This is a genomic window from Pseudohongiella nitratireducens, from assembly GCF_001642735.1.
Taxonomy (GTDB): domain Bacteria; phylum Pseudomonadota; class Gammaproteobacteria; order Pseudomonadales; family Pseudohongiellaceae; genus Pseudohongiella; species Pseudohongiella nitratireducens.
In genome coordinates this window covers 181255-203337 of sequence record NZ_LWHM01000003.1, presented here as the reverse complement: position 1 = coordinate 203337, position 22083 = coordinate 181255, and the positions used below count along the sequence as shown (strand labels likewise).

18 protein-coding genes are annotated in these 22083 nt (G+C 53.3%); 16 read left to right on the top strand and 2 right to left on the bottom strand.

The features are described 5' to 3' along the window. Positions 1 to 60: 60 nt before the first annotated feature. Positions 61 to 246, top strand: coding sequence for a hypothetical protein (locus PSCS_RS02360; protein ID WP_068810177.1), 186 nt, complete (start codon positions 61 to 63; stop codon positions 244 to 246). A gap of 164 nt (positions 247 to 410) precedes the next feature. On the opposite strand, the gene PSCS_RS02355 is transcribed toward PSCS_RS02360, so the two are convergent. Together PSCS_RS02355 and PSCS_RS02350 are read right to left on the bottom strand one after the other, a co-directional pair. Further along, positions 411 to 842 (bottom strand): hypothetical protein, encoded by a 432-nt coding sequence (locus PSCS_RS02355; protein WP_157885599.1) that lies wholly within the window; start codon positions 840 to 842, stop codon positions 411 to 413. Further along, positions 839 to 1594, bottom strand: a complete 756-nt coding sequence (locus tag PSCS_RS02350; RefSeq protein WP_068810175.1) for a cytochrome b/b6 domain-containing protein — start codon at positions 1592 to 1594, stop codon at positions 839 to 841. Before PSCS_RS02350 ends, PSCS_RS02355 begins: the two co-directional genes overlap by 4 nt. 523 nt (positions 1595 to 2117) lie before the next feature. Between PSCS_RS02350 and gltB the strand changes: the two genes are divergently transcribed. The 15 genes from gltB to PSCS_RS02275 all read left to right on the top strand — a co-directional run bounded on the left by gltB (position 2118) and on the right by PSCS_RS02275 (position 22061). Further along, a complete protein-coding gene (gltB, locus tag PSCS_RS02345) occupies positions 2118 to 6692 on the top strand; it encodes a glutamate synthase large subunit (protein ID WP_068810174.1) in 4575 nt (1524 codons plus the stop codon). Between the two features lie 33 nt (positions 6693 to 6725). Continuing rightward, entirely contained in the window at positions 6726 to 8162 is a 1437-nt protein-coding gene (locus PSCS_RS02340; protein ID WP_068810173.1) for a glutamate synthase subunit beta, read from the top strand. A 108-nt stretch (positions 8163 to 8270) separates the two neighbouring features. Beyond that, on the top strand, positions 8271 to 9224 hold the full coding sequence (locus PSCS_RS02335; protein WP_068810172.1) for an ABC transporter ATP-binding protein: 954 nt from the start codon (positions 8271 to 8273) through the stop codon (positions 9222 to 9224). A 4-nt stretch (positions 9225 to 9228) separates the two neighbouring features. Beyond that, positions 9229 to 10830, top strand: coding sequence for an ABC transporter permease (locus PSCS_RS02330; RefSeq protein ID WP_068893742.1), 1602 nt, complete (start codon positions 9229 to 9231; stop codon positions 10828 to 10830). A 12-nt stretch (positions 10831 to 10842) separates the two neighbouring features. Next, positions 10843 to 11913, top strand: coding sequence for an AI-2E family transporter (locus PSCS_RS02325; RefSeq protein ID WP_068810170.1), 1071 nt, complete (start codon positions 10843 to 10845; stop codon positions 11911 to 11913). 56 nt (positions 11914 to 11969) lie between these two features. Continuing rightward, positions 11970 to 12782: a pyrroline-5-carboxylate reductase gene (gene proC / locus PSCS_RS02320; RefSeq protein ID WP_068810169.1), complete on the top strand. Its 813-nt coding sequence runs from the start codon at positions 11970 to 11972 to the stop codon at positions 12780 to 12782. Between the two features lie 28 nt (positions 12783 to 12810). Next, positions 12811 to 13386: a YggT family protein gene (locus PSCS_RS02315; protein ID WP_068810168.1), complete on the top strand. Its 576-nt coding sequence runs from the start codon at positions 12811 to 12813 to the stop codon at positions 13384 to 13386. Between the two features lie 27 nt (positions 13387 to 13413). Next, the gene (metX, locus tag PSCS_RS02310) at positions 13414 to 14613 is read left to right on the top strand and encodes a homoserine O-succinyltransferase MetX (protein WP_068810167.1); all 1200 of its coding nucleotides are present in this window, start codon (positions 13414 to 13416) and stop codon (positions 14611 to 14613) included. Then, on the top strand, positions 14603 to 15214 hold the full coding sequence (gene metW, locus PSCS_RS02305) for a methionine biosynthesis protein MetW (RefSeq protein ID WP_068810166.1): 612 nt from the start codon (positions 14603 to 14605) through the stop codon (positions 15212 to 15214). The genes metX and metW overlap by 11 nt, the downstream gene beginning before the upstream one ends. Beyond that, positions 15211 to 15855, top strand: a complete 645-nt coding sequence (rdgB, locus tag PSCS_RS02300) for an RdgB/HAM1 family non-canonical purine NTP pyrophosphatase (RefSeq protein ID WP_068810165.1) — start codon at positions 15211 to 15213, stop codon at positions 15853 to 15855. The genes metW and rdgB overlap by 4 nt, the downstream gene beginning before the upstream one ends. A gap of 2 nt (positions 15856 to 15857) precedes the next feature. Further along, a complete protein-coding gene (hemW, locus tag PSCS_RS02295) occupies positions 15858 to 17138 on the top strand; it encodes a radical SAM family heme chaperone HemW (RefSeq protein ID WP_082866401.1) in 1281 nt (426 codons plus the stop codon). An 80-nt stretch (positions 17139 to 17218) separates the two neighbouring features. Then, on the top strand, positions 17219 to 17584 hold the full coding sequence (locus PSCS_RS02290) for a 4a-hydroxytetrahydrobiopterin dehydratase (RefSeq protein ID WP_082866400.1): 366 nt from the start codon (positions 17219 to 17221) through the stop codon (positions 17582 to 17584). Next, on the top strand, positions 17581 to 18789 hold the full coding sequence (argE, locus tag PSCS_RS02285) for an acetylornithine deacetylase (protein ID WP_068810164.1): 1209 nt from the start codon (positions 17581 to 17583) through the stop codon (positions 18787 to 18789). The genes PSCS_RS02290 and argE overlap by 4 nt, the downstream gene beginning before the upstream one ends. An 86-nt stretch (positions 18790 to 18875) precedes the next feature. Further along, positions 18876 to 20201, top strand: a complete 1326-nt coding sequence (gene argA / locus PSCS_RS02280) for an amino-acid N-acetyltransferase (protein WP_068810163.1) — start codon at positions 18876 to 18878, stop codon at positions 20199 to 20201. Positions 20202 to 20228: 27 nt separating this feature from the next. Next, positions 20229 to 22061 carry a cation:proton antiporter domain-containing protein gene (locus PSCS_RS02275; protein ID WP_068810162.1) on the top strand — a complete coding sequence of 611 codons (1833 nt, stop codon included), beginning with the start codon at positions 20229 to 20231 and terminating at the stop codon, positions 22059 to 22061. Positions 22062 to 22083: the final 22 nt, after the last annotated feature.

Genomic DNA, 22083 nt, shown 5'->3' with positions numbered 1-22083 from the left:
CCTCGGCCTGATTCGGGCACTTCACGTGAAATACATAATAAAACGCATATGGGGTTTTGCATGCGGAAACTGAGACGTTCCTACAATCCAGTACTGGCGGAGGATGTCGATTTTAGCTGGCTCAAGAAAAAGAAGTCAGGCGGTAACGGGTGGCGATGGTTTGCCTTGTTCCTGTTGGTGACTGCTGCTGCACTGACTGTTGTTGCCATTGGGCAATTAGGTATGGTTCCCCCGCCTCCAGGCTAACAGCGGTCCAATAAACGCTGGCTCAATAAGTGGCCCAATAAAAAAGGGCAATACTGCAAAAGTATTGCCCCTTTTATGGTTCTGCATATCGTTCTACAGTTCGTTATGTCTCAGCGCTGTGCTGGCAGACCTCTTCGGCCTGTAAGAACGGCGCAAACCGAGGCTCAGGCCTCGGTCCACATGCCTTTTCCTTTCGTGTCGCCGTCTGTTGGCTCGGCAGTCTCCCCAGCTGAGGGGCGGAAGACTTCGCTGTACAGGAAGCAGTCAGTCAACACGGCACGCAAGTGAATAGAGGCATTGAGGTTGTCGATCAGCTCCGAACTCATCTTGGGCTGGTCGATGACAAACTTCAGTGCCGCGCTGGCCTTGCGGATGTCTTCAACGATCACCTGCTCATATTCATGGTCAGAGCCAGCGAGCGCTGATGTGACATTATTCATCGCAGCCAGCATGTCTTTCAGTGTCGGGCCAACGTGCGGCGTAGGGTGCTCTGCCTCGACATGAGGAGGGCGGCCCTGGGCCGCATAGGCCAGCAGGAACTCATAACCGGACTCGATGGTATCGATGTCCTGTTCCAGGTTCTTTAAATCGCTCAATCTTTTACCTTCCATTTGCTGGTGTCGTGATTCGCTTTCATCTCGTCTTCGGAAATCCAGCCACTTACCATGGAGCGGGTGTAGAAGATTTTCTCAGGACGGATGGCGAAGTAGATGTGAATCGCGGTAAATGCAATCAGTGCCAGTGTCGTCAGGCCGTGCAGCAGGAACATCAGGCCCAGGGATGCTTCGTTATCCACCGAAGGACGATCCCAGAAAGGCGTATCAATGTTCAACAGCAGCAGGATGCCAGTGCCGATGACCATGAAAACCAGCAGTGTCATTGCCCAGTGCATGCCTTTTTGCTCAAAAGAGTACTTGCCTGGCTTGTGATTTTCATCAAAAGGCTCGGCAAAATCAGAAGGCGTCAGCAGCATGGACTTGAAGTCCTGCCAGAATGTGGCGCGAATGGTGTGGAAAATGACCACGAAGGTCAGCACCAGGCCGGCAATCCAGTGAATATCCAGCCAGGCGAAGCGGATGCCGATAATCGGCAGTACGCCAGTGGCGATCAGTGTCAGGACAGAAGCGGCCATAATCCAGTGGAAGGCCCGGTCGATGCCATCGTGTCGTTTGACACGAGGGCCGTCAGCAGATGGTTTGGCTTTCTTGCGAGCCAGAAGTGCCATAATAATGGCGTGACCCACCAGCAGGAGAATAATGGCTACTGCCACAACCCAGAGCAAATCCCAGGCTACACCGAGTATGACTTCGTCACCCCAGACATCCCTTTTATATCTTACTATTTCCACGCGTATATCCCCTCAGCTAAATGCTACTGTTTTTTATAGTCTTTTTCTCGTCCCGGGCGGCATTCGGCAGAGCGCGTACTTCGAATAGCGTACTTTTTTTCTGATTGCCGTCGTTCAGGCCTGGGAAACACTTCCGGCTTCATGCCGGAAAACTTTCTTATAGAAGGCGAAGAGTAATGCAGTAACTGGCTTTAATCAAGCGATCAGACCATGTCACAAGCATGTAAACGGACCGTCAAAAACCACCCTGGAGAGGCTGATAACTTGACATATTTTGTTTCAATGGTATTGTGTCCAGCCCCCGTAAAACAGCGTAATGTGTTTTACGACCGTCCGGCATAGTCCCGGATACGCCGTCCGGGGTGTTGGCAATATCACCGAGCCGTGTCAAATCAATAACTTCTAATCACGCATCTCCCCACAGTGTAGTGCGTCAGTATGCACCATATAGAGTGTGTCCGGGGTGAGCAACGGTGGCCGAAATCCGGAAAAATTAAACGACATAACGAGACATAGCGAAAATATGACTGATCAAGCCCAAATTCCTTACAAGTTTGGCTTTCCGCAAAAGACGGGGCTGTATGACCCGGCGAACGAGAAAGATTCCTGCGGCGTAGGCTTTGTTGCAGACATCAAGGGTCGCCCCAGTCATCAGATCATGCTGGATGCCTACCATTTGAACTCCCGCATGGATCACCGTGGCGGATGTGGTTTCGAAGCGAACACTGGCGACGGAGCCGGTATCCTGATGGCATTGCCACACGGTTTTTTCGCTGACATTGCCAAAAACGAGCTTGACGCAACGCTGCCGGAAGCCGGCAAGTATGCTGTCGGTAACATCTTCCTGCCGCAAAACTCCAAAGAGCGTGAGTTCTGCCGCGAAGCCATCAACAAGATCGTTGCCGAAGAAGGGCAGTCTCTGGTTGGCTGGCGTGATGTGCCAACTGACGCCGATGGCGCCGATGTTGGCCCGGCCGCCCGTATGGCACAGCCATACATTACACAGCTCTTTATTGGCGCGGCGGATGGTCTTGACCAGGAAGCCTTTGAGCGCAAGCTGTACATTATTCGCAAACGTTTCACGCACAAGTTGCGTGGTGACCAGTCTCTGACTGAAGGCAAGATGGTCTATGCCTGCAGTCTGTCGACAAAAGTCATCGTCTATAAAGGTATGTTGACGCCTGGTCAGCTGTTCCCTTTCTATAAGGACCTGACTCAGCCTAACTTCGCCACACACCTGGCCATGGTTCACTCGCGCTTCAGCACCAACACCTTCCCGTCATGGGATCGTGCCCAGCCGAACCGGTTCATGAGCCACAACGGTGAGATCAACACCCTGCGCGGTAACGTCAACCAGATGGTTGCCCGTGAAGGTACGGTTGAAACGGATCTGTTTGGCGACAAGCTGAAAGAATTATTCCCGATCATCGATGCAGACTGCTCTGACTCCGGTTCTTTTGATTCGGTACTTGAGTTCATGCTGCTGTCTGGCCGCTCGCTGCAAGAGTCGGTCATGATGATGATTCCTGAGGCCTGGCAGTCTGATGTCAACATGCCGCAGGACAAGAAAGATTTCTACGAATTCCACAGTGCACTGATGGAGCCATGGGATGGCCCGGCTTCTATCGTGTTCTCTGATGGTCACTACATTGGTGCCGTACTGGACCGTAACGGTCTGCGTCCAAGCCGCTATTATGTCACACATGACGACAAGGTCATCATGGCCTCGGAAGTGGGTGTGGTAAAAGTGGATCCGGCCAACGTCAAGCTGAAAGGCCGCCTGCAGCCTGGTCGTATGTTCCTGCTCGATTTTGAACAGGGTCGTCTGATCCCTGACGAAGAGCTGAAACATGACATCGCTGGCAAGCGTCCTTACGGTGAATGGTTGGGTAACCAGAAGATCACCCTGGACATGCTGTCTGACGGTAACGAATCGCATTCCCTGGATTCTGACAATGTGTTGTCACGCATGCAGGCCTTCGGTTACACCACCGAGACCATGCAGTTCATGTTGTTGCCTATGATTACCCAGGCTCGTGACCCGCTGGGTTCCATGGGTAACGATTCGGCACTGGCCTGTCTGTCTGACAAGCCGCGCATGATGTATGACTACTTCAAGCAGTTATTTGCCCAGGTGACCAACCCGGCGATTGACTCGATCCGTGAAGAAGTTGTGATGTCGCTGAAATGCTTCATTGGTCCAGAGGGCAACCTGCTGGAGACCACTGAGCAGCACGCGCACCGACTGAGTCTGGAACACCCGATTCTGACCAACAAGCAGCTGCAGACTATCCAGCACATGGATCACAACGGTCTGCGCAGCAAAGTGGTTGATATCACGTATGAAATTGGCGGTAGCGAAGGCCTGCAAGGCGCGCTGGACCGTGTCTGTGCCGAAGCCAGCCAGGCGATTGCCGATGGTTATGCCTTCGTCATTCTGTCCGATCGTGGTATCGGCAAAGAGCGTGCAGCCATCAGCGCCCTGGTAGCCTGTGGCGCCGTTCACCATCACCTGATCAAGCGTCATGAGCGCACCAAGATCGGTCTGATCCTGGAAACCGGTGAAGCGCGCGAAGTGCATCACCACTGCCTGCTGGTCGGTTATGGCGCTGATGCCATTAACCCGTACCTGGCTTTTGAGGCGCTGTGGCAGGCACAGCTCGATGGTCTGCTGGGTGACAAATACAACACCGAAGACAAGCTGGTTGCTGCCTACAAGAAAGCCGTCGCCAAGGGCATGCTGAAAGTCATGGCCAAGATGGGTATTTCTACACTACAGTCCTACCGCGGTGCGCAGATCTTCGAAGCCGTGGGTCTGGCAACAGACGTTATTAACCGCTGTTTCGTGGGTACCGCAAGCCGAGTTCAGGGTCTGAACTTCCCTGCCCTGGTTGAAGAAACCGAGCGTCGTCACCGTCTGGGCTTCCCGGAAAAAGACGAAAACCGCATTCCGGTGCTCAACAACCCGGGTGATTTCCACTGGCGTAGCGGTGGCGACAGCCACATGTGGGACCCGACGGCGATCTTTAATCTGCAGAATGCGGCGCGTACCGGTAGCAAAGATGCCTACTATGCCTTTGCCAAGTACACCAATGAGCAGACCACCAAAGCCTGTACGCTGCGTGGCCTGTTGAAGTTCCGCGCTGACCAGAAAGCGATTCCGCTGGAAGAAGTGGAGTCTGCCAAGGATATCGTAAAGCGTTTCGCAACCGGTGCCATGAGCTTTGGTTCTATTTCGCAGGAAAGCCATGAATCACTGGCAGTCGCCATGAACCGACTGGGCGGCAAGTCCAACACCGGTGAAGGTGGTGAGGATCCGATTCGATTCAATGCGCTGCCTAATGGCGATTCCAAGCGTTCTTCAATCAAGCAGGTAGCGTCAGGCCGTTTCGGTGTGACCACCTGGTACCTGGCTAACGCTGACGAGATTCAGATCAAGATTTCACAGGGCGCCAAGCCGGGTGAAGGTGGTGAGCTGCCTGGCCGCAAGGTGGATGAGCAAATCGCTCGTATCCGTCACTCCACGCCGGGTGTGGGCCTGATTTCGCCACCGCCTCACCACGATATTTATTCGATTGAGGACATGGCGCAGCTGATTCACGACCTGAAGAACGCTAACCGCCAGGCGCGTATCTCCGTGAAGCTGGTATCTGAGATCGGCGTCGGCACGATTGCTGCCGGTGTGACCAAAGCGAAAACCGATCACCTGGTTATCGCCGGTCACGATGGCGGTACGGGTGCATCACCGCTGACTTCGATCAAGCACGCTGGCCTGCCCTGGGAGCTGGGTGTGGCCGAGACTCACCAGACGCTGGTGATGAACAACCTGCGTTCACGTGTGGTGCTGCAGACCGACGGTCAGCTGAAAACCGGCCGTGACGTTGCTATCGCTACATTGTTGGGCGCGGAAGAGTACGGTTTTGCGACTGCACCGCTGATTACCCTGGGCTGTATCATGATGCGTAAGTGTCACTTGAATACCTGTCCGGTCGGTATCGCCACACAGGATCCTGAGCTTCGCAAGAAGTTCAAAGGTCAGCCAGAGCACGTAGTCAACTACCTGTTCATGGTGGCTGAAGAAATGCGTGAAATCATGGCCAGCCTGGGTGTGCGCACTATCAATGAAATGGTGGGCCGCGTTGATCTGCTGGAAAGCGATATTGCGATTAACCACTGGAAATCCAAAGGCCTGGATCTGAGCATGATTCTGACGCCTGCCAAAGCTGTGTTCCCGAACACGGGTACCTACGCGATGATGGCGCAGGATCACGGTCTGGACAAAGCGCTGGATAACCAGATCATCAAACTGGCTGCACCTGCGCTGGACAAGGGTGAGAAGGTCAACATTGAATTACCGGTGATCAACATTAACCGTGTTGTTGGTACCATGTTGTCAAATGAGGTCGCCAAGCGTTACGGCGAAGAGCTGTTGCCCGAAGATACCATCAACATCAAGTTGAACGGTTCTGCGGGGCAGAGTCTGGGTGCCTGGTTGGCGAAAGGTATCACGATCACCGTTGAAGGCGATGCCAACGACTTTGTCGGTAAAGGCCTGTCTGGCGGCAAGATCGTTGTCTACCCGCCCAAGAACAGCAGCTTCAAGGCAGAAGAGAACATCATTGCCGGTAACGTGAACCTGTACGGTGCTACCGGTGGTGAAGCCTACTTCCGCGGTATCGTGGCTGAGCGTTTTGCCGTTCGTAACTCCGGCGCCAGCGCTGTAGTCGAAGGCATTGGTGATCACGGTTGTGAATACATGACGGGTGGTCGTGTGGTTATCCTGGGTAAAACCGGCCGTAACTTCGGCGCAGGCATGAGCGGCGGTGTTGCTTATGTTCTGGATAAGGACAAGGACTTCGAGCGTCAGTGCAATCTGGAGTCCTATGAGCTGGAGCCAGTGGTTGATGACGCTGATAAGGAAGAGCTGAAACGTCTGATCAGCAACCACGAGGCTTACACCGGTTCGACCGTGGCACGTGAACTGCTGGATAACTGGGAATCGTCACTGGGCCAGTTTGTCAAAGTGATGCCGACTGACTACAAGCGCGTACTGGCAGAATTGGCTGCCAAGGCAAAAGCCGAAACCGCGTCAGTCTGATACGAACAAAATTGCACAAGAATAGGTTTAATCATGGGTAAACCAACTGGTTTTAAAGAATTCGAGCGCAGCACGGTGCCATACCGTGCGCCAGCCGAGCGACTTCTTGACTACAAGGAAATCTATACCGCACCGGCGGATGAGCACCTGGCTACACAAGGTGCTCGCTGCATGGATTGTGGTGTACCGTTCTGTCAGTCTGAAAATGGCTGTCCGGTCTACAACCTGATTCCGGAGTGGAACGATCTGGTCTACAAAGGTCAGTGGCGTGAAGCGCTGGATCGCCTGCACAAAACGAACAACTTCCCGGAGTTTACCGGCCGCGTCTGTCCGGCCCCGTGTGAAGGTTCCTGTGTACTGGGCATCAATGAGCCAGCGGTCACGATCAAGAACATTGAAAACGCCATCATCGACAAAGGCTTCGAGCAAGGCTGGGTAACGGCGAACGCACCGAAATTCCGCACGGGCAAAAAAGTTGCCGTGGTCGGTTCCGGTCCTGCCGGACTGGCTGCTGCGGCTCAGTTGAACCAGGCTGGTCATGAAGTGACTGTCTATGAGCGAGCTGACCGCATTGGTGGTCTGCTGATGTACGGCATCCCGAACATGAAGCTGGAAAAAGACGTGGTCGATCGTCGCGTTAAACTGCTGGAAGCCGAAGGCGTGAAATTCCAGACTAACGCTGATGTTGGCGGCGAAGGCGAAAATGCCATGGACGTTAAGACATTGCTCAATGACGTTGATGCGCTGCTGATGGCTACCGGTGCAACGACGCCTCGTGACCTGAAAATCAACGGTCGTGAAGGTGATGGTGTGCATTACGCGATGGAGTTCCTGACTGCCAATACGCGTAGCCTGCTGGATTCCAACCTGGAAGATGGTAACTACATCAGTGCCAAAGACAAGAACGTGATTGTGATTGGTGGTGGTGATACCGGTACGGACTGTATCGCAACATCGCTGCGTCATGGTTGCAAGTCACTGGTTAACTTCGAGATTATGCCCAAGCCGACCCTGGATCGTCCGGCTGACAATCCCTGGCCGCTGTGGCCGCGTATCCACCGTGTGGATTACGGTCATGAAGAAGCCGCTTACCGTGATGGCGAAGACCCACGTACTTACTCGATCAGTGGTAAAGAGTTTGTTCGTGATGCTAACGGTAAACTGCTGGGTATTAACACCGTTGAAGTGGATGCCAACTTCAAGGAAGTGCCTGGTACCACCCAGTTCTGGGAAGCAGACCTGATTCTGTTGTCCATGGGCTTCCTGGGGCCAGAGCACTATGTCAGCAATCCGCTGAACCTGGATCTGGATGGTCGGTCGAACTATCAGGCCGAATACAAGGATTTCCGCACCAGCCACCCGAAAGTCTTTGCCGCCGGCGACTGTCGCCGTGGTCAGTCATTGGTCGTACGTGCCATTGATGAAGGACGTCTGGTAGCCGACAAAATTGATGCTTTCCTGTCAGTTTGACAGGTGATTCAGCACAAACACGCTGACTTGCGGTCAGTTTATACAAAAAGCCGATACAGAACGCTCTGTGTCGGCTTTTTTGCATAATCCCTGTGCTAAACTCGAAGCATGAGCGAATCGGTCCTTAAACTGCACGATGTCTGTAAACGCTACGGCGATTTCACAGCAGTCGACAACATCAGCCTGAGCATTCCCAAGGGTTCCGTGTATGGTTTTCTTGGTCCCAATGGTGCCGGCAAAACCACCACGATTCGCATGATTCTCGATATTATCCGACCCGATACCGGCCAGATCGAAGTGCTGGGCTCCCCCTCTGCCATGAATGTACGTCATCGCATCGGCTACCTGCCTGAAGAGAAAGGCCTTTATAAGAAAATGAAGGTCTGGGCGATTATTGCCTACTTTGGCACGTTGCAAGGATTGTCGCGCAAACAGGCGCGCAGCAAGGCCTTTGAATTGCTGGAACGTTACGGACTGAGCGATTTTGCCAACTCGGCGATTGAGTCGCTATCCAAAGGCATGGGGCAGAAAGTCCAGGTACTGGCGTCAATTGTTCACGAGCCTGAGCTGGTCATTCTCGACGAGCCATTCTCCGGCCTGGACCCGGTTAACCAGGAGGTGCTGGAGCAACTGATCCGCGATCTGAGTGATAACGGCCAGACGGTGATATTTTCAACGCATGTGATGCAGCATGCAGAACGGCTTTGTGAGCGCTTGCTATTGATCACCAAGGGACGAAAAGTCTTTGATGGTACCGTTGCTGATGCGCACGCGATTATCCCGCGCCGGATCGTGCTGGAAACCTGTGAGTCAGTAGACTCCCTGCAAGGCATTGATGGTGTGCTTTCAATCAATCGCCTGCCGCCTGACCCGACGGGTCGGCCAGCAGGAAGCTGCCAGTGGGAACTGTATGTCCGGGAACAGGCTGACCCGCAGGAAATTCTGCAACACTGCTTCAGTAATGGTGTGACATTGAGCCGTTTCGATTTTACCCAGGCCAGCCTGCATGATGTTTTTATGCACCTGGTCGGCACGGAGGCCCGGGAGCACAAGTTCCGCTAATATCATGACGATGCGTGTAACCCTGCTAATTGCCAATCGCGAGTATCTGGAGAACGTCAAAACCAAAGGGTTCTGGCTGGGTGTGTTATTGGTGCCGCTGATTTTCTTTGGCATTTTCTACTTGTCCAGTCGCCTGGCGACGGCTACCCCCACCCGTTACTTCGTCCTGGTCGATAAGAGTGAACAGTATGCCAGTGCGGTTGACGCAGCGATCCAGCGGGAGCACCAGCGCCATGTCATGCAGGACTTTATGGCGTACCTTCAGGAAAACCGGCAACAGACCGCTGGCACGACGCTGCCGCAGACCAGCAACAGCCGGCTGAATGAGCTGATTGATGATTTTGGCAACGATGAAGTCAGTGCCCTGGATGGCTGGGTGGAAGGTGGCGGGCTGGACATGGCCTTGCAAATGGCGCGCCCTTATCTGCGTGAAGATGCCCCGCCATTTGAGGAGCCACGCCCGCAGTTTATACAGGCAGAGATACCTTCGGGAATTGATACTTCGGCAAGTCCGGATCAGATTGTGGAACAGATGCGACCTTATCTGGCTGATGAGCGACGGCTCAATGTAGACGGTGAGAGAGTGCCCCTGTTTGCCCTGATTCTCATCCCGGAGGACGTCAATGAGGACATCGTTCGCCCGGACTCGCTGCAGACATTAATGACCGACAACAATGCGCCGCGTGGTGTTCAGTACTGGACAGCCAACCTGACCGATACGCGTCTGTCCAATGCCATCCAGACCAGCCTCAACGACGCCATCCGCCAGCAGGAATACGCCAGCCGCGGTATCAATATTCAGCAGGTCAGATCCGTGCAGCGCACCCGTATGCCGGTCAGTCAGCTTGATCCTAACAAGGCGGAGGGTGAAGAAGCGGTGAGCTTTGCAGATACCTTCCGGCAGTGGGCACCGATGGGTTTTGTCTATCTGATTTTCATCTCCTTGATGCAAAGCGTGCAATATTTGCTTAGCAATACCATTGAAGAGAAGTCCAACCGGATTATTGAAGTGCTGCTGGCCTCAGTAACGCCCAGTGAGTTGATGATGGGTAAACTGCTGGGCATTGGCGCCACGGGTATCACCACCATTGTGGCCTGGATTGCCTCGTTCTTTGTTTTCCTGCAGGTGTACCAAAGTGTGGAAACCGCCATGCTGGTGGACATCCTTGATGTGCTGCTAAGTTCGGAACTCCTGCCATATTTCGTGTTCTACTATCTGTGCTGTTATGCCCTGTACGCTGGGATATTTCTGGCCATTGGCAGCCTTTGTAACACCCTGAAAGAAGCGCAGAGTCTGATTATGCCGTTGATGCTGGTGCTGGTTGTGCCGGTATTGACCATGAGTTTTGTGGCCCAGGACCCCAATGGCACCATGGCCCGTATTATGTCCTGGATTCCACTGTTTACGCCGTTCACCATGATGAACCGGGCTGCGGCGCAACCACCGATGGTGGATATTGTTGGCACCACCATTGTGCTGCTGATATGTATAGTCGCAGTGCTCTGGCTGTCAGGCCGGATTTTCCGACAGGGGATTTTGCGCACCGGTCAGCCGCCTCGAATTGTCGAGTTGTGGCGCATGATACGCCGACGAGGCCAGCAATAATGGTGAGCGAAAATGAGTGATGTACGCCCGCGCACGTCAAAAGAAGTGATGGAACGACGCGGCTTCATGGCGGTCCTTGCGCTGGTAAGCCTGGCGTTTGTACTGGTCATATTACCGTTCTGGAGTGCCATATTCTGGGCATGTGTCATGAGCCTGCTGTTTAATCCGTTGCAGCGCCGATTGGTCCAGCGGCTGAATGGGCGGCACTCCCTGGCTGCTTTCATTACCCTGATCACCGGTTTGATTTTGGTGGTGATACCAGTGATTGCCATCCTGTTTGGCTTTATTCGTGAAGGGGTGGGTCTCTATCAATCGATTGAAAGCCAGGAAATTAACCCGGCCGCCATTCTTGAACGCATCGGCAATGCCGTCCCGATTATTCCTGAGCTGATGCAGCGTTTTGGTATCGATACCAGTAATTTGCGTGAATACCTCAGTAACTCGGCGATCAGTCTCAGCCGGTTGTTGTCTCAGGAAGCGCTGAGCCTGGGGCGTAATACGGTCAGCTTTACGCTGGGGCTGGGCATGATGCTGTATCTGAGTTTCTTTCTGTTGCGCGATGGTGAGTCCATTGTCAGCTGGATGCGTAATGCACTGCCGATGAGTGAAGATCGGCGTCAGTTATTGTTCAATAAATTTGTGGAAGTGTCCCGTGCTACCGTGAAAGGTAATCTGGTTGTGGCCATTGTGCAGGGCGCGCTGGGTGGGCTGATCTTCTGGATTCTCGGCATTTCGGCGGCATTGCTCTGGGCGGTGATCATGGCATTCCTGTCACTGGTGCCGGCCGTCGGTGCGTCGCTGGTGTGGATACCCATGGCTGTGTATCTCTATGCTACCGGTGACTGGGGGGCTGCCACGGTGCTGGTCATTTATGGTGCAGTGGTCATCGGGTTGGCGGACAATGTGTTGCGCCCAATTCTGGTAGGTCGGGATACCAAGCTGCCCGACTACCTGGTGCTGTTTTCTACCCTGGGCGGCATTAGCATTCTAGGGATTAACGGCTTTGTCATCGGGCCGCTGATCGCAGCGCTTTTCCTCAGTTTCTGGGCAACTTTTGCAGAAGAATTCAACAGTTCATCCTGAAACGCTGCATAGCGCGTCACACTGCGTTAAAATAGCGTCATTTGAGGGAGTTCTGCGTGAATAACAGTCAAATCAGTTTTATTGGTGCCGGCAATATGGCGACCAGCCTGATCCACGGCCTGCTGGCCAAGGACGTGCCTGCCAATAACATTCACGCAACCGATATTGATACTGCCAAACTGGCTCAGCTTTCTTCTGACACTGGGATTCAGACCGGTTCACTTGCGGATGTTGCTGCGGCGGCTGATGTGGTCGTGCTGGCGGTAAAGCCACAGGTTATGGAATCAGCCTGTGAATCGTTAAAGCCATTGCTCAAATCAGGCTCAGTGGTGATATCCATTGCTGCTGGCGTTACGCTGGCATCGCTGGCGCGCTGGCTGGGCGATAACCAGGCACTGGTGCGCTGCATGCCAAACACCCCGTCACTGGTGGGCTGTGGTGCAACTGCCCTTGTTGCCAATGCTGAATGCAGTGAACAGCAAAAGGCATTATCCGGGCAGATTCTTGAGGCCGTTGGCATTGCCTGCTGGTTGCAGCAGGAAAATGACATTGATACCGTGACCGCGCTATCGGGTAGTGGCCCGGCTTATTACTTCCTGATGATGGAAGCGATGGAGGCAGCCGCTATCAAGATGGGGCTGGATGCCGATATATCCCGCCAGCTTGCCATTCAGACAGCGCAGGGTGCGGGCAAGCTGGCCGCCAGCAGTGATGTGCCGCCTGCCGAGCTGCGTCGTCGTGTGACTTCACCGGGTGGTACAACTGAGCAGGCGCTGCTCTCCTTTGACCGGGATAATTTTACTGAGATTGTCGAGGCAGCCATGAAGGCTGCCCAGCAACGTGCCGCCGAACTGGCCGGCAACGACTAACCCAACAGGACTGGACAGGATTTAAAAGATGAATGCATTTGGCGATATCGGCGTACTGCTAATAGACACCCTGGGCACTCTGTACATTATGGCAGTGTTGCTGCGCTTCCTGTTGCAGGTCTCGCGAGCCGATTTTTATAACCCGATTACGCAGGTGATTGTCCGTATCACCGACCCTGTTGTGCAGATATTCCGTCGCCTTATTCCAGGTATTGCAGGCATCGACTTTTCTTCTCTGGTTTGTGCGTTGCTGCTGGAGTGCGCAGCCATTGCCGGGATGTTGTTCATCTCCGGTAATTCCATGCCAGCGGTTGGGGCCATTCTGACCTGGTCGATCGCTGGCTTGATCAGCATGATACTGAATATCTATTTCTGGACCTTGTTGATCTCGATCATTTCCAGTTTTATCGCACCGTTTAGTGGTCACCCGACACTGGTATTGGTACGCCAACTGACTGAACCGGTGATGGCACCTTTCCGACGTATTCTCCCACCGATGGGTGGTCTCGATCTGTCGCCAATTTTTGTTTTTCTGGCATTACAGATTCTGCGCATTTTACTGGTGCAGCCACTGAATGCTCCGGGTTTCGTACCCGGTCTATAATGCAGGACGCAGGAGCCACCGAACATCATGCCTGAGACGATACCGGAAAATTCGGTCGGACTGGTCACTCCCCAGCTTTATCATTTTGACGAGCCACTGGAATTACGCAGCGGCAAAACCCTGGCAGCCTATGACCTGATGGTTGAGACCTATGGGGAGCTGAATGCGGAGAAAAGTAACGGCATTTTGATTTGTCATGCGCTCAGCGGTGACCACCATGCAGCAGGTTATCACAGCATGGAGGATCGCAAACCCGGCTGGTGGGACAACTATATTGGCCCCGGTAAACCGATTGATACCAATCATTTTTTTGTGGTCTGCCTGAATAATCTGGGCGGTTGTGCAGGAAGCACCGGCCCGGCATCGATTAATCCGGAAACAGACACCTGGTACGGCCCCGATTTTCCTGTTGTGACTGTACGTGACTGGGTCAAGAGTCAGGCGCGACTGGCTGACCGGCTGGGTATTGAAAAATGGGCGGCAGTTATTGGTGGCAGTCTCGGTGGCATGCAGGTCATGCGCTGGTCGATCAGTTATCCAGAGCGTGTTGGGCACGCCATTATGATGGCTGTGGCGCCAAAACTGTCTGCACAAAATATTGCTTTCAACGAAGTGGCGCGGCAGTCGATTACCGCTGATCCGGATTTTTACGAAGGTCGCTACCGCGATCATGACACCTTGCCGAAAAAGGGTGTGATGCTGGCACGTATGGTAGGCCATATTACCTATCTGTCTGACAGCGCCATGCGCGAGAAATTTGGCAAAGCATCAGACCAGTTGAAACAGGCCTCACTGAACCTGGGTCGCGATCTGCGTAAAGGTAAGTTGAGTTTCGGTTTTGATGTCGATTTTCAGGTGGAAAGCTACCTGCATTATCAAGGCGAGCGTTTCTCGGAGACCTTTGATGCCAATACGTATTTGCTGATGACCAAGGCGCTCGATTATTTTGATCCCAGCGTTGATTACGATGGCGATCTGAGTAAAGCGTTTGCCAATAGTGATTGCAAATTTCTGTTGTTCTCATTCAGTACGGACTGGCGCTTTCCACCCGCACGCACGCGAGAAATTGTGACTTCGCTGCTTAAGGCAGGCAAAGAAGTGAGTTATCTGGAAATTGATGCAGACCAGGGGCATGATGCTTTCCTGTTACCAGTGCCACGTTACCAGACAGCATTGAAAACCTACCTTGAGCGGGTACACAGGGAGGTGACTGCAGATGCGTCCTGATCTGGCGATTATTCAAAAATGGATCGAACCCGGCAGCCGGGTACTCGACCTGGGGTGTGGTGATGGCACCTTGCTGTCGTATCTGCAAAATGAGAAACAAATCCATGGCATTGGTCTGGAAATTGATGAAGATAAAATGAATGCCTGCCTGGGTAAAGGCGTCAATGTGATTCAGCAGGACCTGAACAAAGGTCTGGATAATTTTGAGACGGACAGTTTTGATACCGTGCTGCTGACACATACCTTGCAGGCGGTGCGCTATCCGGATCTGCTGGTCAAAGAGATGCTGCGCATTGGCAAGAACTGTATTGTCACTTTCCCTAACTTTGGTAACTGGCGCAGCCGGGGCTACCTGGCATTTAAAGGTCGCATGCCGGTATCTGATTTTATGCCCTACCAGTGGTATGACACACCGAATATTCATTTCTGTACGGTGAAAGATTTCGACGAGTTTTGTCAGGCACATGACATCGATGTGCTCACCCGCACGGTTGTAGATTACAACCATCGCCACCGGCAGCTGATTCGACTGTTCCCCAACCTCTTGGGTGAAATTGCGATTTACCACTTCACCCGGAAAAATGGAGCGGCCGCATCATGATTGAGAAGCGAATCGTACTGGCCAGTGGCAATCAGGGAAAACTGCGCGAGTTGCAGTCAATGCTGGCGCCAACCGGCTTTGAGGTGGTGGCACAGTCTGAATTTAATGTCTTGGATGCGGACGAAACCGGATTAACCTTTATTGAAAATGCCATCATCAAAGCACGTCATGCGGCTAAAGTTACCGGGTTGCCGGCATTGGCTGATGACTCTGGTCTGGCCGTTGATGCGTTGGGCGGTGCCCCCGGTATTTATTCGGCGCGTTACGCCTCTGATCTGTTCCTGATTGAAGAATGGCAGCAGATGTCCCGCGAACTGCGTGATCATGCCAATAACGAAAAACTGCTGGCTCTGTTGGGGCGTAAAGCAAGCGAGACTTCGCAACGCAGTGCAGCTTTCCATTGTGTGCTGGTTTATCTGCGCCATGCCAATGACCCTGTGCCGATTGTTTGCCATGGCAAGTGGCAGGGAACCATTCAACAGGCTGCCGCTGGCCAGGGTGGATTTGGTTATGATCCCTTGTTTTATGTGCCAGAGCACCAGTGCTCGTCGGCAGAGCTAAGTGCCGAAACCAAGAATGCGTTGAGCCATCGTGGCCAGGCGATAAAGATGCTGCTGACTGAACTGCAGAAGCAAGCCTGATCATGGGGGAGCCAACTGACCCACAAAAAGGTGCAGACAAACCCGGTTCAGCAGCCAATGAGATCAAGCTGACATTGCCGGAAACGGTAGGGCTATACATTCATATTCCCTGGTGCGTTCGTAAATGTCCTTATTGTGACTTCAACTCGCATGAAGTCAAAGTCGCAGGTGCGGTTAATGAGGCGACCCAGGATGCCGAGTTACCCGAACAGGAGTATCTGGCAGCACTGCTGGATGACCTGAAGCATGACCTGCCTTATGTGCGAAAGCGCCCGATCAGCAGCATTTTCTTTGGCGGTGGCACACCCAGTCTGATGTCTGGTGCCGGGATGCAGTCGCTGATGGATAGCCTGCGCAAGGTGTTGGCGTTTACCGATGATATCGAAGTGACACTGGAGGCGAATCCGGGGACAGCGGAACGCCAGCGCTTTGCCGACTATTTTCAGGCCGGTATTAACCGCTTGTCTATTGGGGTACAAAGTTTTGATGCCGAGCACCTGAAAGCCCTGGGGCGGATTCACAATCCGGATGATGTATTTCAGGCGGTTGGCTATGCCCGTGATGCTGGCTTCAAACGACTGAATCTGGATTTGATGTACGGATTATCCGGTCAAACGGTGGACCAGGCACTGAATGATTTGCAGACGGCGATTGATCTGCAGCCGGAGCACATATCCTGGTATCAGCTGACCATTGAGCCAAACACGGCTTTTTACAAACACACACCGGTGCTGCCGGATGAGTCGACCCTGATTGCCATTCAGGATGCGGGGTTGGCGTTACTGGCTGACAACGGTTATCAGCGCTATGAAGTGTCTGCCTTTGCCAAGCCCGGTGAAGCCTCGCGTCACAATATCAATTACTGGCAGTTCGGCGACTACCTGGGCATTGGCGCGGGCGCCCATGGCAAAATGACACAACCTCACCGACGTCGTATCCTGCGACTTCGCAAGCGCCGTCAACCAGATCATTATCTGGCCGCGGCCAAACACAGCCTTTCACAACAGGATGCTAACCTGCTCAACCGTTACCCTTACCTGGCTGACGCCATGCCGGTGGAACCACAGGAATTGCCGTTGGAGTTTCTGATGAATGCCCTGCGTCTCAAAGCCGGGTTCAGCCGTTCGCTGTACACGCAGCGGACCGGGTTGCCATTTGACAGTATCACTGCAAAGGTAGAGGCTCTGAAGAACAGGCAGCTGTTAACAGAAGAGGACGAGCAGATCACGACCACTGATCTGGGCTACCAGTATCTGAATTCAGTACTGGAAGCGTTTCTTTAAATCGGTTTCTGTACACCATTGGCTGTCAAACACATCGCTATGTTCATGCATGGCGCGATCGTTTCCAGGCGAAGGAGGCAATGATGTCTGAAGAACCCGCTAAGAGCGAATTGCTGGCAGCACAATCCTGTCAACCCTGTCGTCGTGACAGCAAACCATTAAACCAGAAAGAGTTGCCAGCATGGCTGGAGAAATTACCTGACTGGCTGGTGACACACCATGAAGGGGTGCCCCGCCTGCAGCGTGAGTTCCCCTTTGAGGATTTCACCCAAGGCGTTGCTTTTGCTGATCAATTGGCTGCACTGGCCGATGAAAACGACCACCACCCAGAACTGCTGATCAGCTGGGGTTGTGTGTCGGTGCGCTGGTGGACGCACAGTATCAACGGTTTGCATGCAAATGACTTTATCATGGCAGCAAAAACTGATTTACTGTTTGCATCATGACAACATCACATCGACCACAGAGCTTGGGGCTGCTGCATCATTTTGACCAGTTGCTGAGACTTCCCAGCATCAGTTCGACGAATCCCTCAATCGATATGAGCAATCAGCCTGTGGTCGATTACCTGGCTGAGCAGCTATCTGATCGCGGCTTTCAGTGCGAGTTGATGCCTTGTGGGCAGTCAGCCAACGGGGAGGGTGCGGACATTGCGAAGCCAGATGGTAACGGTAATAAAGTTAATCTGCTGGCGACGCTGGGTACGGGGCCAGGAGGACTGGTGCTGGCTGGTCACACCGATACGGTACCCATGAACCCGGAGCTGTGGTCGGTTGATCCACTTCGCATGACCGAGCGTGACGGTAAGCTGTATGGTTTAGGCAGCACAGATATGAAAGGCTTCTTTGCCTTGATCCTGCAGGCCATTGATGAGCTGGATGTTACGGCACTGAAACAGCCCTTGATTGTTCTCGCGACGGCCGATGAAGAGACGTCCATGTCAGGGGCGCGTGAACTGGCGAAAGCCGGACGGCCCAAGGCCCGTTATGCCGTGATTGGCGAGCCTACCGGCATGCGACCGATTCATGCGCACAAAGGTGTGATGATGGAGACGATACGTCTGGAAGGTCGCAGTGGTCATTCCTCCGATCCTTCGCTGGGCATCAATGCCATGGAGGCCATGCATGATGTGATTGGTGAACTGCTGGTGGTGCGGCGTGAGTTTCAGGACCGCTACCGCAACCCTGCCTTTACCATTAACCACCCAACCATGAACCTGGGCTGCATCCATGGTGGTGATAACCCCAACCGCATTTGTGGGCGTTGTGAGCTGGAGTTTGATATCCGGCTGATGCCGGGTATGGATATTGATGAAACCCGGCTTATCATTGGCAACCGTTTACGGCCAGTAGCAGATCGCTGGGGAGTGCAGTTTGACCTTGCGCCACTGTTCCCCGGTGTACCCGCCTTTGAGGGCCCGGCCGATGGTGCGCTGGCGCTGATGGCTGAGCAGCTGACCGGACATCGAGCCGAGTCGGTTGCCTTTGGAACAGAGGCGCCTTTCCTGCAGCAACTGGGCATGGAAACCATCGTGCTGGGGCCGGGTGATATTGACCAGGCACACCAGCCAGATGAGTATCTGGCGCTCGACCGGGTCCGACCTTGCGTTGATGTGCTTAAGGAACTGATTGGCAAATACTGCCTGCAGTAGCGCCTGATAATGATTTTGTCGGGAATTTCTCCAGCCTTTGCGGCCACTTAGGGTCTGTTTTGTGAATTTGGTGTAGAATAGCGATTATGGAAAATCTCTCTCAATACATCGAATGGTTTCGTCATTCGTCCAGCTACATCAATGCGCACCGCAAGAAAGTGTTTGTGGTCTTGCTGCCCGGTGAAGCGCTGGCGGATGAGAACTTTACCAATATCGTGCATGACATCAGTCTGCTGCACAGTCTGGGCGTCAAGCTCGTGCTGGTGCATGGGGCACGCCCGCAAATCAGTGAGGCACTGAGCAGTGCTGACATGGCGCTCAGTTATCACAAAGGGTTACGCATCACTGACCCGGATTCACTGCATTTGATCAAGCAGACCGTCGGCGCGATATCGATTGATCTGGATGCGCGGTTCTCAATGGGGCTGGCCAACTCGCCAATGCACGGCGCAGATATCAAAGTCAGTCGTGGCAATTTTATTACGGCCCGGCCACTGGGTGTGATCGATGGGGTCGATTTTTCCCTGACCGGCGTGGTGCGTCGTGTGAACGCAGCGGCTATTCAGCAGCATTTGGACAAGAACAACATCGTTCTGTTGTCCAACCTGGGGTACTCACCCACAGGTGAGGTTTTTAACCTCTCAGCGGAAGATATTGCCACCGAAGTGGCGATTGCCATGAATGCTGAAAAACTGATTCTGTTTATCCCGCAAGATGGCATTATGCGAACCGATAAGAGTCTGGCCAGTACGCTAAGCCCGGTGGATGGTAAACATCTACTGGAGCAGATGCCGGATGACGACCCGCAAGCCAAAAATGGCGTGCGCGAGTCACTGGCCGCTGCCGTGAAAGCCAGCAGTCGAACGGTACACCGCTGCCATCTGATTAACTTTGCCAACAACGGCGCATTGATTGAAGAACTGTTCACCCGGGATGGTAACGGCACATTGGTGTCTCGCGATAACTTTGAGTTATTGCGACAGGCGACCATTGACGATGTGGGTGGCATCCTGGAGCTGATTTCGCCGCTGGAAGAAGCCGGTATTCTGGTGCATCGCTCACGCGAGTTGCTGGAAGCGGAGATCGAGTATTTCAAGGTGATTGAACTGGAAGGCACCATTATTGCCTGTGCCGCGATTTATCCGCTGGATGAAAATTGCGGTGAGATTTCCTGCATAGCTATTCATCGTGACTATCAGGAAAGTGGGCGAGGTGACCACTTGTTGCGGGCGCTGGAAAGAGAGGCGCGCAAGATGGGGCTGGATACCGCGATTGTGCTAACCACGCAAACGGCACACTGGTTCCTGGAGCGTGGTTTCGAGCCGCTGGCAATCGGTGACTTGCCCATCAAAAAGCAGGAAATGTATAACTACCAGCGGAACTCAAAAGCCTTTAAAAAACGATTGAGCTGAGTGATCGCGTAAACAAGGATTACAACCGTGACTGACGCCCTCTTCCTCACTTTTGTGTTTCTGGCAGCGGGTGTTATCGCGGTTCCGATTGCTTCCGCCTTAAAGCTCGGCTCTGTGTTGGGCTACCTGATTGCTGGTATCGCTATCAGTCCTATCCTTTCCCTGTTTAATGTAGATGTGGTTTCCCTGCAGCACTTCGCTGAGTTTGGCGTGGTGATGATGCTCTTTCTGGTCGGCCTGGAACTTGAACCCAAGCTGCTTTGGGATATGCGCATGCGTTTGCTGGGTCTGGGCGGATTACAGGTCGGCATCACTACACTGGCAGTGATGGGCGTCGCGATGTGGTTGGGGGAGTCATGGTCGATTGCACTGGCCATTGGGCTGGTGTTCTCACTTTCTTCTACCGCGATTGTTCTGCAGACTTTTAATGAAAACGGTCTGATGAAATCCGATGGTGGGCAGGCGGGTTTTTCCGTGCTGCTGTTCCAGGATATTGCCGTCATTCCCATGCTGGCATTGCTTCCCTTGCTGGCGATTCCGGAGCTCACAAGTCACGCTCATGACGCCGCTGATCATAGCGCGGGCATGAGTCTCGTGGATGGTCTGAGTGCCCTGGAAACCGCACTGGTGACCTTTGGCGCCGTTGCCATTGTCGTCGTTGGCGGCAGTCAGTTAACACCGGTCCTGTTCCGGTTTATATCACTGGCCCGATTGCGTGAACTCTTTACCGCTTCGGCGCTGGCGCTGGTGGTGGGGATTGCCCTGCTGATGTCGCTGGTTGGACTGTCACCGGCACTGGGTACCTTTCTGGCGGGTGTCGTGCTGGCCAACAGTGAATACAGACACGAGCTTGAATCCGATATAGAGCCTTTCAAAGGGCTGTTGCTGGGTCTGTTCTTTATGACTGTGGGTGCGGGTATTAATTTTGCGCTGCTGAGTGAAAATCTGGCTGCCATTCTGGGATTGACGCTGGCGCTGATTGTCATAAAGGTAGCGATCATTTACGGCGTGGCTCGCCTGTTTGGTTTGCGTGGCAGTAATTTGTGGCTGGTTTCGCTGACACTGGCCCAGGCCGGTGAGTTTGGTTTTGTGCTGTTGTCATTCACGGTTGCCAATGGGGTTATTCCCGGGAATATTGCAGACCAATTACTGTTAATCGTGGCACTATCCATGTTGCTGACACCGTTGCTTTACATAGTCTATGAACGATTGATACTGCCGCGATATGCCCATCTCAATGAACGTGAAGCTGATGCCATTGATCAGAAATGCAATGTCATTATTGCCGGACATGGTCGTGTTGGAGGCATTGCCAATCGAATGTTGCGAGGTGCCGGTTACAAGACAACCGTTATAGACTACAGTTCTGCTCAACTGGAAATGCTGCGTGCTTATGGGTTTGAAGTCTATTATGGCGATGCCACGCGCCCCGATCTGTTGCATGCAGCAGGCATTGAGGAAGCTGATTTGCTAGTCATTGCTATTGACGACAAACAAAAAATTACCGAGATGGCCCGGCATGTCATTCATCACCATCCTAAGGTGCACGTGGTTGCACGGGCTGTCGACAGGCACCATGTCTACGACTTATGGGCAGTCGGCTGCCGGGATATTATTCGTGATACCTTTGACAGCTCAGTGCGTATGGGTCGATCCGCGTTGATTGCGATGGGTATGACAGAAGATGACGCTTTCCAGGCTGCCGGCATTTTTGAAAAAGTCGATAGGCGGTTTATGCGAGAAATGGCTGACCTGTATCGTCCTGATATTCCCTCGCATGAGAATCCGGAATATGTGGCCAAGGTGAAAGAGTTGTCTGCGACCTGGGCGGAGCAATTAGGGGCCAGGGAAAAAGAATGATCGTTTTGATCGTCACAACTCG